The organism is Nonomuraea sp. LP-02 (assembly GCF_036289125.1).
Classification (GTDB): Bacteria; Actinomycetota; Actinomycetes; order Streptosporangiales; family Streptosporangiaceae; genus Nonomuraea; species Nonomuraea bangladeshensis.
Window position 1 is genome coordinate 5381405 of the sequence record NZ_JAXCLK010000001.1, and the last position, 14950, is coordinate 5396354.

13 protein-coding genes are annotated in these 14950 nt (G+C 71.2%); 7 read left to right on the forward strand and 6 right to left on the reverse strand.

Annotation, left to right across the window (positions count from 1 at the left end):
• Positions 1-54: 54 nt before the first annotated feature.
• Positions 55-2124, reverse strand: a complete 2070-nt coding sequence (locus SMD20_RS24920) for a protein kinase domain-containing protein (protein ID WP_329585186.1) — start codon at positions 2122-2124, stop codon at positions 55-57.
• Positions 2125-2305: 181 nt separating this feature from the next.
• Here SMD20_RS24920 and SMD20_RS24925 point away from each other — a divergent pair, with 181 nt between their 5' ends.
• A complete protein-coding gene (locus SMD20_RS24925; RefSeq protein WP_329585190.1) occupies positions 2306-3433 on the forward strand; it encodes a saccharopine dehydrogenase family protein in 1128 nt (375 codons plus the stop codon).
• Between the two features lie 17 nt (positions 3434-3450).
• Here SMD20_RS24925 and SMD20_RS24930 read toward each other — a convergent pair whose 3' ends face one another.
• From SMD20_RS24930 to SMD20_RS24945, 4 genes are all read right to left on the reverse strand, one after another.
• On the reverse strand, positions 3451-4485 hold the full coding sequence (locus tag SMD20_RS24930; RefSeq protein WP_329585192.1) for a polysaccharide deacetylase family protein: 1035 nt from the start codon (positions 4483-4485) through the stop codon (positions 3451-3453).
• Between the two features lie 194 nt (positions 4486-4679).
• Positions 4680-5894: an NADP-dependent isocitrate dehydrogenase gene (locus SMD20_RS24935; RefSeq protein ID WP_329585196.1), complete on the reverse strand. Its 1215-nt coding sequence runs from the start codon at positions 5892-5894 to the stop codon at positions 4680-4682.
• Between the two features lie 53 nt (positions 5895-5947).
• Positions 5948-6244 carry a DUF3017 domain-containing protein gene (locus tag SMD20_RS24940; RefSeq protein ID WP_329585198.1) on the reverse strand — a complete coding sequence of 99 codons (297 nt, stop codon included), beginning with the start codon at positions 6242-6244 and terminating at the stop codon, positions 5948-5950.
• Positions 6241-7362: a citrate/2-methylcitrate synthase gene (locus tag SMD20_RS24945; RefSeq protein ID WP_329585200.1), complete on the reverse strand. Its 1122-nt coding sequence runs from the start codon at positions 7360-7362 to the stop codon at positions 6241-6243. The genes SMD20_RS24940 and SMD20_RS24945 overlap by 4 nt, the downstream gene beginning before the upstream one ends.
• A 181-nt stretch (positions 7363-7543) precedes the next feature.
• Between SMD20_RS24945 and SMD20_RS24950 the strand changes: the two genes are divergently transcribed.
• A complete protein-coding gene (locus tag SMD20_RS24950) occupies positions 7544-8194 on the forward strand; it encodes an FHA domain-containing protein (RefSeq protein WP_020543670.1) in 651 nt (216 codons plus the stop codon).
• 216 nt (positions 8195-8410) lie between these two features.
• On the opposite strand, the gene SMD20_RS24955 is transcribed toward SMD20_RS24950, so the two are convergent.
• On the reverse strand, positions 8411-9946 hold the full coding sequence (locus SMD20_RS24955) for a glycoside hydrolase family 10 protein (protein WP_329585205.1): 1536 nt from the start codon (positions 9944-9946) through the stop codon (positions 8411-8413).
• A gap of 87 nt (positions 9947-10033) precedes the next feature.
• Between SMD20_RS24955 and SMD20_RS24960 the strand changes: the two genes are divergently transcribed.
• The 5 genes from SMD20_RS24960 to SMD20_RS24980 all read left to right on the forward strand — a co-directional run bounded on the left by SMD20_RS24960 (position 10034) and on the right by SMD20_RS24980 (position 14942).
• Positions 10034-11464: a glycoside hydrolase family 3 protein gene (locus tag SMD20_RS24960; RefSeq protein WP_329585208.1), complete on the forward strand. Its 1431-nt coding sequence runs from the start codon at positions 10034-10036 to the stop codon at positions 11462-11464.
• Entirely contained in the window at positions 11461-12324 is an 864-nt protein-coding gene (locus tag SMD20_RS24965; RefSeq protein WP_329585210.1) for a MurR/RpiR family transcriptional regulator, read from the forward strand. The genes SMD20_RS24960 and SMD20_RS24965 overlap by 4 nt, the downstream gene beginning before the upstream one ends.
• A gap of 109 nt (positions 12325-12433) precedes the next feature.
• Entirely contained in the window at positions 12434-13396 is a 963-nt protein-coding gene (locus tag SMD20_RS24970) for an ABC transporter substrate-binding protein (RefSeq protein WP_329585212.1), read from the forward strand.
• Positions 13393-14187, forward strand: a complete 795-nt coding sequence (locus SMD20_RS24975; RefSeq protein WP_329585215.1) for an ABC transporter permease — start codon at positions 13393-13395, stop codon at positions 14185-14187. The genes SMD20_RS24970 and SMD20_RS24975 overlap by 4 nt, the downstream gene beginning before the upstream one ends.
• A complete protein-coding gene (locus tag SMD20_RS24980) occupies positions 14184-14942 on the forward strand; it encodes an ABC transporter permease (protein ID WP_329585218.1) in 759 nt (252 codons plus the stop codon). Before SMD20_RS24975 ends, SMD20_RS24980 begins: the two co-directional genes overlap by 4 nt.
• Positions 14943-14950 lie beyond the last annotated feature (8 nt).

Consider the following 14950-nt stretch of genomic DNA (forward strand, 5'->3'; position numbering starts at 1 on the left):
GCCTTTCCCCTAACTCGCAGCAGAATGTCGGACGTTGGGGATGTTACCCGCTCGTCATCCGCAGGTTTCCATCGCGGGTTGCCGTAGCTCGGGTTTGAAGTCGACCTTGCCGAAATACTGGTCGACGAGTCCCTTCATGGCGCCGCTGCGGTAGAGGTCGGCGATGATGCCGTTGACCGCCTTGCAGGTGGCCGCGTCGCCGGGGCGGATGCCGACGCCGTAGCGCTCGTTGCTGAGCTTGGCGCCGAGGATCTTGTAGCGCAGCGGCTCGCGGTTGGCGAAGCCGGCCAGGATCACGTCCTCGCCGGGGACCGCGTCGACCTTGCCGGTGCGCAGGAAGTCCATGCACTCGGCGTAGTTGCTCGCGAGCACGGGCTTGACCTTCACGCGGTCCTGTACCTCGCCGACGGACGGGCTGCTGGGGGCGCAGACCCGCTTGCCCGCCAGGTCGCCGAGCTTGTCGACGCCGCCGCCCGCGCGGACGAGCACGTCGCGGTGCGCCAGGTAGTAGGGGCCGGCGAACGGGCTGTGGCCGTCGATCACGTACGTCGCCACGACCAGGTCGAGCGTGCCCTGCGCCAGCCCGGCGGGCCGGTCGTCCCTGCTGACCCGGACGAACTCCGTCTCCTTGGCCCCGAGCCCGGTCGCGATGCGCCGGGCGAGGTCGATGTCGAAGCCCTCGAACGCCTCGCCGTTCTGCAGCCCGACGCCGGGCAGGTCGCCCTTGACGCCGATGACGATCTTGCCGGTGGTGGCCACCTTGTCCACCACGGAGGCGTACGACGGCTCCCCGGCCTTCGTCGGCTCGACGCCCTGCTCGCGGAAGGCAAGGGGCCAGCCGTTCATCGCGGCGACCATCGCGGCACCGGCGACCAGCACGAGCACGCCGGCGAAGGCCGCCCACAGCCGCCATCGGGAACGCCGGCGCGCGGGCGCCGACGACGGCTCGGTGGGCGCGGGGTAGGACGGCTGCCCGGCCTCGCCCGGCCCGCCGGCCACGTCTCCGGCCCGCGGCACGGGCGGGGTGGTCGGCGCCGCCGCCTGCCCCTCGTGCGTCCGCCCGCCTGCGGCGCCGCCGTGCCCCTGACCGGTGACGCCGGCATGCCCCTGGCCGGCGTCACCGTGCTGCCCCTGGCCGGTGGCGCCGTGCGGCTCCTGGGTGGGCGGGCCGTGCTCGGCCGGCACCAGGGACCCCGCGCCCCTGCGGGCGGGCAGGTCGGTGACGGACCTGGCGTTGACCCGGCTGAACGGCGTGGTGTCGTCGCCCGCGACCTGCACGCCGCGCGTGAGCACGGCGGTGGAGGCCCCCACGCCGGTGGACTGCCCGAGCAGCCGCAGCAGGATCTGGTCGGCGGAGGGCCGCTCGGCGGGCGCCTTGGCCAGCGCCCCGGCCACCACGCCACGCAGCGGCTCCGGCAGCATGGCGACGTCGACCTCGTGGTTGAGGATCCGGTTGAGCACGGTCGCGATGGACTTGCCCTCGAAGACCGCCTGTCCGGTCGCGGCGAAGGCGATCGTCGCCCCCCACGAGAAGACGTCGGTGTAGGGGCCGACGTCGTCGCCGGCGATCTGCTCGGGGGCCATGTAGGCGGGCGTGCCGATGGCCCGGCTGGTGATCGTGCCGGTGGAGTCGATGATGCGGGCGATGCCGAAGTCGACCACGCGCGGCCCGTCGGCGGCGATCAGCACGTTGTCGGGCTTGAAGTCGCGGTGGACGATCTGGGCGTGGTGGATGGCGGTGAGCGCGGTGGCGGTGCCGATCGCGAGCCGGTCGAGCGGGGTGCCGCTCAGCGGCCCGTCGGTCTCGATCAGCTCCCTGAGCGAGCGGCCCTCGATGTACTCGCTCGCGATGTACGGCGTGTCGCCGTCGAGGTCGGCCTCGATCACCCGCGCCGTGCAGAACGACGCCACCCGCTGCGCCGCCTTGAGCTCGCGGGCGAAGCGGGAGCGGGCGATGGTGTCGCCGGAGAATTTAATGTGCAGCAACTTGATGGCGGCGCGCTCACCCTCGTCATTGACACCGAGGTAAACGATGCCCTGACCGCCTTCGCCGATGCGTCCGGAGAGCCGGAATGATCCCAGGTGCGGGGGATCACCGGCCACCAGTGGCGCGATCTGCGGCATTCGTCTGTCCCCACGTTTACTCGATCCCAACGAGGCAAACTTTACGACGCTCAGCTACTTCACAGGGATCCGTTAACCGTTCGTGACGTCACGGTTCGCCACACTTTGTCACGAAAACCAGCAATTTGCCGACTAACACAGGCCCTTGCGCGGGCGCGACTCGGCGGAGAGGCTCGAGATCATGAACCGTCCCTACGACATCGTGCTCTTCGGCGCGAGCGGCTTCACCGGCGCGCTGACCGCCGCCTACCTCGCCGCCGCCGCTCCGCCCGGCACGCGATGGGCGCTGGCCGGCCGCGATCCCGCCAAGCTCGAACGGCTCGGGATCGACGTGCCGATCCTGAAGGCCGACGCGGCCGACCGGGCCGCGCTCGCCGACCTGGCCGCCGGCACCAGGGTCCTCGCCACCACGGTCGGCCCGTACATCGTCCACGGCGAGCCGCTGGTGGCCGCCTGCGCCGAGGCCGGCACCCACTACCTCGACCTGACCGGCGAGCCCGAGTTCGTCGACCGGACCTACCTGCGCCACCACGACCTGGCCGCCCGCACCGGCGCCAAGCTCGTGCACGCCTGCGGCTTCGACTCGATCCCGTGGGACCTCGGCGTGCTCCGCACCGTCGGCCTGCTGCCCGAGAACGTCCCGCTCACCGTCAGCGGCTTCCTGCGGGTGAACGGCCGGCCGTCAGGCGGCACGCTGTCGACCGTCCTCACCATCGCGGGCCGGGCCCGCCAGGCCGCCGAGGCGGCCGCACAGCGCCGCGCGGCCGAGCCCCGCCCCAAGGGCCGCAGGATCAGCTCCAGGGCGGGCGGGGTGCGCTACGTGGGCGGCTGGGCGCTGCCGATGCCCACCCTCGACCCGATGATCGTGGGCCGCTCGGCCCGGCTGCTCGACCGCTACGGCCCCGACTTCACCTACCGCCAGCACTTCGCGGTCCGCACGCTCCCCCGCGCCCTCGCGGCGGCGGCGGGCGCGGGGGCGCTCGCGGTGGCCGCGGCGCTCCCGCCTGCCCGCGACCTGCTCCGCGCCCGCCTGCGGCCCGGCCAGGGCCCGTCGCCTGAGCAGCGGGCGAAGAGCTGGTTCCGGGTCACGTTCCTGGGCGAGGGCGGCGGCGAGCGGGTGATCACCGAGGTCGCGGGCGGCGACCCCGGTTACGACGAGACGGCCAAGATGCTCGGCGAGTCGGCGCTGTGCCTGGCCTTCGACGACCTGCCGGAGCGGGCGGGCCAGCTCACCACCGCCTCGGCGATGGGCCAGGCGCTGATCGACCGGCTGGTGCGCGCGGGCATCTCGTTCACCACCCGCGGATGAGCGTCAGTAGGGCCCCGTCAGTACGGCAGGGCCCAGGTGGTGAACGTCTTGCGCAGGTACGGGTTCTTGAACTTCGGATACGCGACCGTCCGCGGGTCGCCGTCCGAGACGTAACGCATGTCCGGATTCTTGTTGAACCAGTCCAGCCACGCCTCCGAGCAGAACTGGGAGCAGTCGCCCTTCTTCTCCATGACCTTGATCCGCGGGATCCCGGCCGGCTCGAACGCCTTGCTGAACGGCGCCGCCGAGGGCGTGTACCCGGCCAGGAACGCGCCGTCGTGGTGGTAGCCCGGGCCGTGCAGCGCCCAGTTCTTGTTCTTCGGCTGGTTGCCGTACGGCAGCGCGATCGTCGTGGGCTTGACGCCCGACAGCGACGTGATCAGCTTGCCGATCGTGCCGATCTGCTCCTCGACCTCCTTCTGCGAACGGCCGCGCAGGTTGAGGTGGTCGCGGGTGTGGTTGCCGAGGTCGAAGCCGTTGTCCTTGAGCCACTGCAGCGTCTGGGCCTGCTCCTCGCGCACGGTCTTGCCGAACATGTCGCGGGTGATGTACATGGTGGCGACCGGGCGGAAGCCCGGGTGCTTGGCCGCCACCTCCTTGAGAATCGCCACGGCCGTGTCCTTCTGAGGGACGCCCACCTCGTTGAGCGTGAGCTGCGAGGGCGAGGAGTCGTCGAAGGTCAGGACCACCGGGTGCTTGCCGGCCGGGATGTCGATCTTGCCGGCCACCATCTCGGCGGCCGTGATCGGCACGTAGTCCTCCTTGATCAGCCGTTCCAGGTCCGCGCGGAACTGCGCGGGCGAGCGGTCGTCGGTCGAGCCTGGTTTCTCCACGATGCGGTGGAACATCAGGACCGGGATCTGGCCCAGCTCGTTGGCCTTGACCGCGGCGGCGCGCTGGACCTTGGCGGCCTTGCTCGCCTTGGCCTTCGCTGCCGCGTCGGCCTTGCTGTCCGCCATCTTGACGGTGTCGGCGGGCTGCGAGTCGCACCCCGTCGTCAGGATCGTCGCGGCGGCGAGCACCCCCAATCCCCCCAGAAAACGCAGTCGCATTCGAACCCCCCGAGACGCGCACGACTGTTACGAGGGGGCTCTTACCCAGGTGATCAACTGTGCCACGCCGGGTGACCGTCAAGACTGGGCAAGGCCGGACGGCGAGGGGCGCCCGTACCGGCTGACAACATGCGAAACGGCCTCCGCCCGGCGGCACGCCGCGGGGTGGAGGCCGTTCCGTCTCGGGGTGGCCGTCAGGCCATCTTCTTCTTCAGGTTCTCGTCCAGCGCGCCCAGGAAGTCCTGGGTGGTCAGCCACGCGGCGTCGCCGCCGACCAGCAGCGCCAGGTCCTTGGTCATCTGGCCGCCCTCGACCGTCTCGACGCAGACCTGCTCCAGCGTGTTCGCGAACTCGGTGACGGCGGGGGTGTTGTCCAGCTTGCCGCGGTGGGCCAGGCCACGCGTCCACGCGAAGATCGAGGCGATCGGGTTGGTGGAGGTCGGCTTGCCCTGCTGGTGCTGGCGGTAGTGGCGGGTCACCGTGCCGTGCGCGGCCTCGGCCTCGACCGTGCGGCCGTCGGGGGTCATCAGCACCGAGGTCATCAGGCCGAGCGAGCCGAAGCCCTGCGCGACCGTGTCGGACTGCACGTCGCCGTCGTAGTTCTTGGCCGCCCAGACATAGCCGCCCTCCCACTTGAGCGCCGCGGCGACCATGTCGTCGATGAGGCGGTGCTCGTAGGTCAGGCCGGCCTTCTCGAAGTCGGTCTTGAACTCGGCCTCGTAGACCTCGGCGAAGATGTCCTTGAAGCGGCCGTCGTAGGCCTTGAGGATGGTGTTCTTCGTCGACAGGTAGACGGGGTAGTTGCGCGCCAGGCCGTAACGCATGGAGGCGCGGGCGAAGTCGCGGATCGACTCGTCCAGGTTGTACATCGCCATCGCGACGCCGGCGCCCGGGAAGTCGTACACGTCGAGCTCGATCGGCTCGGAGCCGTCCTTCGGCGTGTACGTCAGCGTCAGCGTGCCCTCGCCCGGGATCTTCAGGTCCGTCGCGCGGTACTGGTCGCCGAAGGCGTGACGGCCGACCACGATCGGCTTGGTCCAGCCCGGCACCAGCCGCGGCACGTTCGACATGATGATCGGCTCGCGGAAGATGACGCCGCCGAGGATGTTGCGGATGGTCCCGTTGGGGGACTTCCACATCTTCTTGAGACCGAACTCCTCGACCCGCGCCTCGTCCGGGGTGATGGTGGCGCACTTCACGCCGACGCCGTACTTCTTGATGGCGTTGGCGGCGTCGATGGTGACCTGGTCGTCCGTCGCGTCTCGGTGTTCGATGCCGAGGTCGTAGTACTTCAGGTCGACGTCGAGGTAGGGAAGGATCAGCTGGTCCTTGATGAACTGCCAGATGATCCGGGTCATCTCGTCGCCGTCAAGCTCGACGACGGGACCCTCCACCTTGATCTTGGGCATGCGAATGGTTCCCCTTCGATGAAATGATGCGTTGAGGCTATCGGACGGCCAGCTCATCGGGCGAAAAGGGACAGGATCATCGCCTTCAGCTGATCGTCGTCCAGCAGCAACGAGGTCAGGACCAGCACGAAGCCGAAGACGGCCAGCGTGGTGACGTCGGTCCTCCTGCTCCTGATCGCGAGTTGGCCGGCATAGCCGGCGAACCGCAGCGCGGCGGCGACCATGATCACGGCCCCGAGCGCGAACCCGCCCCAGCGCGGGTCCACCAGGAAGGTCACGGACACCCCGACGGCCGCACCCGCCAGCACAAGCGGGTACGGCCCCCAGCTCTCACGTTCGTTGGCGCTCAACGTTCGTCTATCGGCTTCCATTTCTGGTCGGTCTCACCGATGTACTCGCTGTCCGGGCGGATGAGGCGGTTGTCGGCGTGCTGCTCGATGACGTGTGCCGTCCAGCCGGACATGCGGCTGATCGAGAAGACCGGGGTGAACAGGTCGGTCGGGATGCCAAGGTAGTGGTAGACCGAGGCGGCGTAGAAGTCGACATTCGGATAGAGCCCCTTGGCCTCGAAGACGACCTCCTCCATCTCCTTGGACATCCGGTAGTACGTGTCGTCGCCGGCGGCCTCGGCCAGCTCGGCGGACATCCTGCGCAGGTGCGTGGCGCGCGGGTCCTCGGTCTTGTAGACGCGGTGCCCGAAGCCCATGATCTTCTCGCCGGCGGCGAGCCTGTCGCGTACGGCCTGCGCCACGCCGTCGGCCGGGATCGACTCCAGCGTCTTCATGACCTGCTCGTTCGCGCCGCCGTGCAGCGGGCCCTTGAGGGTGCCGATGGCGGCGACGATGGCGGAGTGCATGTCCGAGAGCGTCGCGGCGCACACCCGGGCGGCGAACGTGGAGGCGTTCATGGTGTGGTCGGCGTGCAGCACCAGGCACTCGTCGAAGATCTCGACCTGGCGCGGTTCGGGGCGGCGCCCGGTGACCTGGAGCAGGAAGTTGCCCGCGATGCTGAGCTCGGGGTCGGCGTCGGGGACGCCGCCCCCGGTGCGGGCGGCGTGGTAGCGCGCGACGAGCACGGGCTGCTGGGCGGTCAGGCGGGCGGCCTTGCGCAGGTTGGCCTCGGGCGCGATCGAGTCCTTGTCCGGGTCGTCGGCGGCCGACAGCGAGACCAGCGAGCGCAGCGCCTCCATGGGCGTCTGCTTCCCGGCGATCTCGGCGATGTTGGCCGCGGCCAGCGGGCCGGGCTCGCGCCCCTCCGCCAGGGACTCGGAGTATGCGGCGAGCTCGGCGCGATCGGGCAGCCTGCCGCGCTGGAGCAGGTGCGCGACCTCCTCGAACGTCGCGCGGCCGGCCAGGTCGTGGATGTCGTATCCACGATAGAAGAGACGACCGGCCTTTCCGTCAATGTCGCTCAGCGCTGTGGACGCGGCTACGACATCGGCGAGACCTTTCGTGGACTTGTCCGCCATGACTGCTTCCTCCGCTTATCTCCCTGCGAAGTCTACCCGTGAGCAGGCAAAACCGGCCGCGAAGGTCAAGACCAATTTCGCGTACGATTCTCCTTTCGGCAAAGGCGATTCCGCATCCCCTCGTTTGGGTAAGCCGGAGCTGTAGTAATAGTTACGGCGGGCTACCTGGGGAGGAACTGCCGTGGAGGGGCCGTTCATACGCATCGAGGACACCGGTGAGGTGATCCCGTTGCGCCCCGAGATCACGACGGTCGGAAGAGGCCGGGGTGTCGACATCCGGCTCACCGATCCCAGCGTGTCTCGACTCCATGCCGAGTTCGTCAGACGAGGACCCTACCTGTATGTCGTCGACCTGGGGCTGTCCAGGAACGGCACTCGGGTGAACGGCAGGCCGATCGCCCGGAGGGTCCTTGACGACGGCGACGTCGTCTCGTTCGGCGCGGCGCGGGGTCGCATCGGTGGAGTCCCCCGTGAGGACTTCACCCCCGAGGTCGAGCTGCGCAGGGCCGCGGCGCCCGAGCTGACCAGGCGCGAGGTCGACGTGCTGACCTCGCTCTGCCGGCCGGCGCTGTCGGACGAGGCGTTCGTCGCCCCCGCCACCGCGCGTGAGATCGCCGACGACCTGGTCGTGACGGAGGCCGCGGTGAAGCAGCACCTGCTGCGGCTCTACCAGAAGTTCAGGATCCCGGAGGGCACCAACCGGCGCACCCGCCTCGCCAACGAGGTCGTCGCGCTCGGACTGGTACGCCCGACCCCTGTGGTCCCCCCGCAGCGGTCATCGGGAGCCCCGGCCGAGCAGCAGCCGTCACCGGCAGGGCGCAGGGCTTCGTAGGGGAGCTCGTCGCGACCGGGGCTACGGCGAGGGGTTCCGGCAGCGTTCGGAGCCACGGCGTGGGTCGGAGCAGCGGCGAGCGCCGCGCACCGGATCCTCACGAGATCCGGTGCGGTCGCCCGCCGTGCTCGTCGCGGGTCAGAAAGTCGCGGGTCAGGATCGGGCCGGCGACGCGCGTGCGCGGAGCACGCCCGCGAAGCGCGTGGCCGCCCCGGCTTACAGGACCCTGAAACCGTTGCTGGGCTTGCTGGTCCGGTTGGCCCGGTCCACCGCCACGGCGTAGTAGTGGTCGCCGCGCTTGCCGTCAGGATCGGTCCACCGGACCTGGCGGTCACCGGGCACGACCGCGACCAGGTTGCGGGCGTCGGCGAAGGCGTCGGCGGCGGCGGGCTTGTCGAAGCGGAAGATCGCGAACAGGAACGGCTCGTCCTTGCCGGTGGCGACGGCCCGCACCTCGACGCCGCCGGGGCGGCGCAGCGCGTACGCGACCACCGGTCGGCGCGGCGGCTCACCGTCGGCCAGCCTGGGCAGCACGGGCGCGAGCGCGGGCCTCTGGTAGTGGTCCTTGACCGCGGTCGAGATCGAGCCGATCCTGTCGACCTTGACGTCGTTGGCGTTGTACCAGATGTCGCCGCTGATCTCGGGATGCTCACGGTTGAGCGTGAGGTGCCTGGACAGCTCGCCCGGCGCCTGCCACTCGGCGGCCTGCGCGGGGTCGCCCGCCTTGTACGCGGCCTGCCCGATCCACAGCAGCGTACGGGTGCCGCTCGCCACGTCCGACCACCACGGGACGAGCTTGGAGTAGTCGGCCGGCGGCTGGCCGATGTACCAGTAGAGCTGCGGCGCGATGTAGTCCAGCCAGCCCTTCTTGACCCAGCCGCGGGTGTCGGCGTGCAGGTTGTCGTAGGACTGCCCGCCGTTGGTCTCGGAGCCCAGCGGGTCGGTGCCCTTGTTGCGCCAGATGCCTGACGGGCTGATGCCCCACGCGATGTCCGGCTTGGCCTGGAGCACGCGCTGCTGCATCTCCTGGACCATGAGGTCGACGTTGTTGCGCCGCCAGGCGGCGAGGTCGGGGAAGCCGGCGCCGTACTGGGCGAAGGCGGCGCTGTCGTCGAAGGCCGTGGTGTTCGTCGGGTAGAAGTAGTCGTCGAAGTGCAGGCCGTCGATGTCGTAGCGGGTGACCGCGTCCATCATGGCGTCCTGGCAGAACTTCCTGACCTCCGGCATGCCGGGGTTGTAGTAGAGCTTGCCGCCGAACGGCACGATCCAGTCGGGGTGCTTGCGTCCGGGGTGGTCGGGGTGCAGCTTGGCCGGGTCGGCCTGCATCGACACCCGGTAGGGGTTGAACCACGCGTGGAAGGCCAGCCCGCGCTTGTGCGTCTCCTCGACGGCGAAGCCGAGGGGGTCGTAGCCGGGGTCCTGGCCCTGCTTGCCGGTCAGGTACTCCGACCACGGCTCGAACGGCGACGGCCAGAAGGCGTCGGCCGTCGGCCGGATCTGCACGAACACCGAGTTGAGCCCGCGCTGCACGGCGAGGTCCAGCCAGGCGAGATATTCGGCCTTCTGCTGGTCGGCGGTGAGCCCCTGCTTGGACGGCCAGTTGATGTTGACGACGGACGCGATCCACATGCCGCGCATCTGGTGCAGAGGGGGCACGTACGCGGCGTCGGTCTCGGCGAAAGCGGGCAGCGGCACCGCCGTGGCGGCGGCCGCGAGGGCGAGACCCTTCAGGAGAGTCCTTCTGCTCGGCATGGGGGGTGGCCTCTCGGAAGTGGTTGTATCGAAGGCGACGATGACAGAAAATTACCTTCAGATCAACAACCGTGAAGGAAAATGCCGATGAGCCGTGACCTGTACAGACTGGCGCTGGCGGTGCTGCACCCGGGGTTCGAGGGAACCTCCGCCCCCGACTGGCTGCGCCGCGCGCTGGGCGAGGGTCTCGGCGGCGTCGTGCTGTTCGCACGCAACGCCATCGACGCGCCGCTCGTCAAGGAGCTGCGCGCCGAGAACCCCGGCGTCGTCGTCGCCATCGACGAGGAGGGCGGCACCGTCACCCGGCTCGAAGTGGGCGCCGGCAGCTCCTTCCCCGGCAACCGGGCGCTGGGCGTCGTGGACGACGCCGGGCTCACCGAGCGGGTGGGCCGGCAGATCGGCCGCATGCTCGCGGAGCTGGACATCACCCTCGACTACGCGCCTTCCGCCGACGTCAACGCCAACCCCGCCAATCCGGTCATCGGGGTCCGCTCGTTCGGCCCCGATCCCGACCTGGTGGCCCGGCACACGGCGGCGTTCGTCCGGGGGATGCAGGGCGCCGGCGTGGCCGCCTGCGCCAAGCACTTCCCCGGCCACGGCGACACCGTCACCGACTCCCACCTGGCGCTTCCCACCGTGCACGCCTCCCGCGAGGAGCTGCTCGCCCGCGACCTCCCGCCGTTCCGCGCCGCGATCGACGCCGGGGTGCGGGCCGTCATGACGGGTCACCTGCTGGTGCCCGCGCTCGACGCCGACGCGCCGGCGACGCTCAGCCGGGCCGCGCTGACCGAGCTCCTGAGGGGCGAGCTCGGCTTCGACGGCATGGTCGTCACCGACGCCATCGAGATGCGGGCGGTGGCCGCGATGGCCTCACCCGGCGAGATCGCGGTGCGCGCGCTCAACGCCGGCGTCGACGCCATCTGCATCGGGGTCGTCGGCGAGGACGGGCTGCGCGAGATCCGCGACACCGTCGTGGCCGCCGTACGGGACGGCCTCCTGCCCGAGGAGCGCCTGGCCGAGGCGGCCGGGCGGGTGCGGGCGCTGTCCGACTGGTACGCCGCCCGCCCCGCCGACCGCGAGGCCGCCCGCGCCGACGTCGATCCCGGCGTCGGCCTCGCGGCCGCCCGCGCGGCGCTCACCGTGACCGGGACCGCCCGGCTCGACCGGGCGCCGCTGGTCGTCGAGGTCAACACCCGGCTCAGCCAGGCCGTGGACCCGGACACGCCGACCGGCATCACCGCCGCCCTGGCCGCGTTGCTGCCCGGCACGACCAAGATCCGCCTGGAACGCGGCGCCTCTCTGCCCGACCTCGGCGGGCGGCCTCTCGTGCTGGTGGTGCATGACGCCGCGCGGCACGCCTGGGTGCGGGACGTCGTGGACGCGGCGGTCGCGGCCCGTCCGGACGCGATCGTCGTGGACACCGGCATCCCCGGCCCGCCCGTCGGCGCCGCGCACGTCGCCACGCACGGCATCTCCCGCGTCTCCGCCCAGGCCGCGGCAGAACGGCTGACCCAATGAGCGCCGTGGAACCGGCCAGCCCCGTCGCCGCCGTACGGGCCGTGCTGCCCTCACTCACCCCGGCGGCCCAGGCCATCGCCCGCATCATCCTCGACGACCCGGGGCTGGTCGTACGGAGCACGATCACCGAGTTCAGCGCGGTGTCCGGCACCAGCGAGGCCACGATCGTACGGACCGCACGGGCCCTCGGCTTCGGCGGCTACTCGCAGATGCGCTTCGCGCTCGCCGCCGCCGTCGCGAAGGAGCCCGAGCGGCTGGTGCCCGGCGACCTCGGCCCGGACGACCCGCTGACCGACGTGATCGCCAAGGTCGCGCGGGCCGAGTCGGACGCGCTCGCCGACACCGCCGCCCAGCTCGACCCGGAGCAGCTCGGCGAGGTGGTCTCGGCCATCGCCGTCGCCCGCCGCGTGGACGTGTACGGCGTCGCCGCCTCGGGCCTGGTCGCCGCCGACATGTCGCAGAAACTGCTGCGCATCGGGCTGTCCAGCCACCCCTTCAGTGACGCCCACCTGGCTCTGACCAGCGCCGCCCTGCTCAAGGACGGTGACGTGGTGGTCGCGATCAGCTGCAGCGGGGAGACGCCCGACGTGCTGGTGCCCGCCCGCACGGCGGCCGAGGCGGGGGCGGCGGTCGTCGCGATCACCAACAACCCGCGCTCGTCGCTCGCCGAGCTGGCCGATCACACGCTGGTGTCGGCGGGGCGGGAGACGGCCTTCCGCCCCGGGGCGCTGGCCAGCCGGATCAGCCAGCTGCTGATCGTGGACTGCATCTTCGTGGGGCTGGCGCAGCGCACGTACGACCGGGCCGACGCCGCCATCCGGGCCACCCGCCAGGCGACCGACCGCTACCGCGCCCGCTGAGGAGTGACCGTGATCCCTTGACACGAGCCCGGAGAGGGGTAGCTTCCGCGATACGGGGTCGTTCGGTCGGAGAAGTCATGTGCGCAGAGCGAACACAACAGGAGCAGCCGTGCGTCGCGCTCTCGTCCTCCTCACCGCCTCGGTCGCCGCCCTGTCCACCGCCCTGTCCGCGTGCGGCGGCGCGGAGCCCGCGGCGACCGGCGGTCCTGGCCCGTCCGGGCTGACCAAGGTCAACGCCGGGGTCATCGCCATCGTCGACACCGCCCCCATCCACCTCGGCCTGGCCAAGGGCTTCTTCAAGGAGCAGGGCATCGACCTCGCCATCACCCCCGTCCAGGGCGGGGCGGCGGCCGTCACGGGCGCGGTGAGCGGCCAGTTCCAGTTCGCCTTCGCCAACGTCACCTCACTGCTGACCGCCAAGCAGCAGGGACTCGACGTCAAGGTCATCGCCAACGGCGTCTCCTCCACCGGCGAGCAGGGCAAGGACTTCAGCGCCGTCCTGGTCAGGCCCGACAGCCCCATCAGGAGCCCGAAGGACCTGGCGGGCAGGAAGATCTCGGTCAACCAGCTCAAGAACATCGGCGACACGACCGTACGCGCGTCCGTGAGGAAGGCCGGCGGTGACCCGGGCGGCATCGAGTTCGTCGAGCTGCCCTTCCCCGACGCGCCCGCGGCGCTGCAGAGCGGCCGGGTGGACGCGATCTGGGTGGTCGAGCCGTTCGTCAGCCAGGCCGTCAGTCAGGGAGCACGGCCCGTGGCCTGGAACTTCGCCGACACCGCGCCGGACCTGACCGTCGCCATGTACTTCACCACCGGCCGCACCGACCCCGCGCTGACCAAGCGGTTCGCGGCGGCCGTCAGCAAGTCGCTGGAGTACGCCGACGGGCATCCCGGCGAGGTCAGGGACGTGCTCGGGACGTACACGAAGATCGCGCCCGAGGTGATCGCGAAGATCGTGTTGCCGAAGTGGCCGGCCGAGGTCAACCGGGCCTCCGTGCAGACCGTCGCCGACCTGGCGCTGCGCGACGGGGTGCTGAAGGAGAAGGTCGACGTCGCGGCGCTCCTGCCGTGAGCCGCTTTCCTTTGAAGGCGGCGCTCGCCCGCGCGGGCCACGGGCTGGTGGGGCTCGGCGGCCTCCTGCTGCTGCTGGAGGCCGTGCCGCGGCTCGGCCTGGTGGACGAGCGGTTCCTGCCGCCCGCCTCCCGCGTCCTCGCCACGCTGGCCGCCGAACTGGGCACGCCCGAGCTGTGGGCGGCGCTCGGCGAGACCCTGCGCGGCTGGGCGCTGGGACTGGCCATCGCCTTCGCCGCCGCCGTGGTCGCCGGGGTGGTCATCGGGACCGTCCCCGGCCTGCGCGCGATGACGAACTCGACGGTCGAGTTCCTGCGCCCGATCCCGTCGGTCGCGCTGGTGCCGCTGGCCACGCTGCTGTTCGGGCCGTCGCTCGGCTCGACGCTCCTGCTGGTGGTCTACGCCGCGTTCTGGCAGGTCCTCATCCAGGTCCTGTACGGCGTCGCCGCCGTGGACCCCGTCGCCCATGACACCGCCCGCGCGTACGGGCTGTCGGCCTGGTCGCGGGTGCGGCACCTGCTGTGGCCGAGCGCGCTGCCGTACGTGATGACCGGGCTCCGGCTGGCGGCGGCGGTGGCGTTCATCCTGGCGGTCACCGCGGAGCTGGTGATCGGCAGCCCCGGCCTCGGCGCGGAGATCCAGGTGGCGCAGAGCAGCGGCGCCGTCCCGGCCGTGTACGCGCTGATCGTGCTGGCGGGGCTGGTCGGGATCGCGGTCAACGCCGCCGTACGGCTGCTCGAACGCCGGGTGCTCGCCTGGCATCCGGCCGTACGGTCGGAGGAGGCGGCGTGAGGGCCGTCCGGCTGCTGGCGCTGCCCGCGCTGCTGGTCGGCGTGTGGTGGGCGGTCAGCGGGAGCACGTTCTACCTGCCGGACCCCGTGACCGTGGGCAGGGCGTTCGCCGAGACCTGGTTCTCCGCGCGGCTGCTCGACGACGTGTTGCCGAGCGTGGGCCGGCTGCTGGCCGGCTACGCGCTGGCCGGGGTGCTCGGCGTGGCGCTCGGCGTGCCGATCGGGCTGTCGGCGCGGCTGCGCGCCACGCTGGAGCCCGTGCTGGAGTTCTTCCGCGCGATCCCGCCGCCCGTGCTGGTGCCGCTGATCATGCTGCTGGCCGGGATCGAGACGCCGATGAAGGTGCTGGTCATCGTCTCCGGCTGCGTGTGGCCGATCCTGCTGAACACCGTCGAGGGCGTGCGCGCGCTGGACGAGGTGCTGGCCGACACCTGCCGGATGTACGGCGTGCGCGGGCAGTCCCGGCTGCGCCGCTTCGTGCTGCGCGGGGCCAGCCCCCAGATCATGACCGGCCTGCGGCAGGCCCTGTCGATCGGGATCATCCTCATGGTCATCAGCGAGATGTTCGCCAGCTCCAGCGGGCTCGGGTTCACGATCGTGCTGTTCCAGCGGCAGTTCCAGATCGCCGAGATGTGGAGCGGCATCCTGCTGCTCGGCCTGCTCGGGCTCGGGCTGTCGGCCCTGTTCCGGCAGGTGGAGCGGCGGGTACTGGCGTGGTACCACGGCGGTGGGGCCGGCATGGGTTCGGCGGGCTAGGGAGGCGC

Coding starts and splice junctions, on each gene's coding strand:
- SMD20_RS24930 (WP_329585192.1), bottom strand. CDS start 4,485: ATGCGACTGCGTTTTCTGGGGGGATTGGGGGTGCTCGCCGCCGCGACG.
- SMD20_RS24955 (WP_329585205.1), bottom strand. CDS start 9,946: ATGCCGAGCAGAAGGACTCTCCTGAAGGGTCTCGCCCTCGCGGCCGCC.
- SMD20_RS24925 (WP_329585190.1), top strand. CDS start 2,306: ATGAACCGTCCCTACGACATCGTGCTCTTCGGCGCGAGCGGCTTCACC.
- SMD20_RS24960 (WP_329585208.1), top strand. CDS start 10,034: ATGAGCCGTGACCTGTACAGACTGGCGCTGGCGGTGCTGCACCCGGGG.
- SMD20_RS24920 (WP_329585186.1), bottom strand. CDS start 2,124: ATGCCGCAGATCGCGCCACTGGTGGCCGGTGATCCCCCGCACCTGGGA.
- SMD20_RS24935 (WP_329585196.1), bottom strand. CDS start 5,894: ATGCCCAAGATCAAGGTGGAGGGTCCCGTCGTCGAGCTTGACGGCGAC.
- SMD20_RS24945 (WP_329585200.1), bottom strand. CDS start 7,362: ATGGCGGACAAGTCCACGAAAGGTCTCGCCGATGTCGTAGCCGCGTCC.
- SMD20_RS24965 (WP_329585210.1), top strand. CDS start 11,461: ATGAGCGCCGTGGAACCGGCCAGCCCCGTCGCCGCCGTACGGGCCGTG.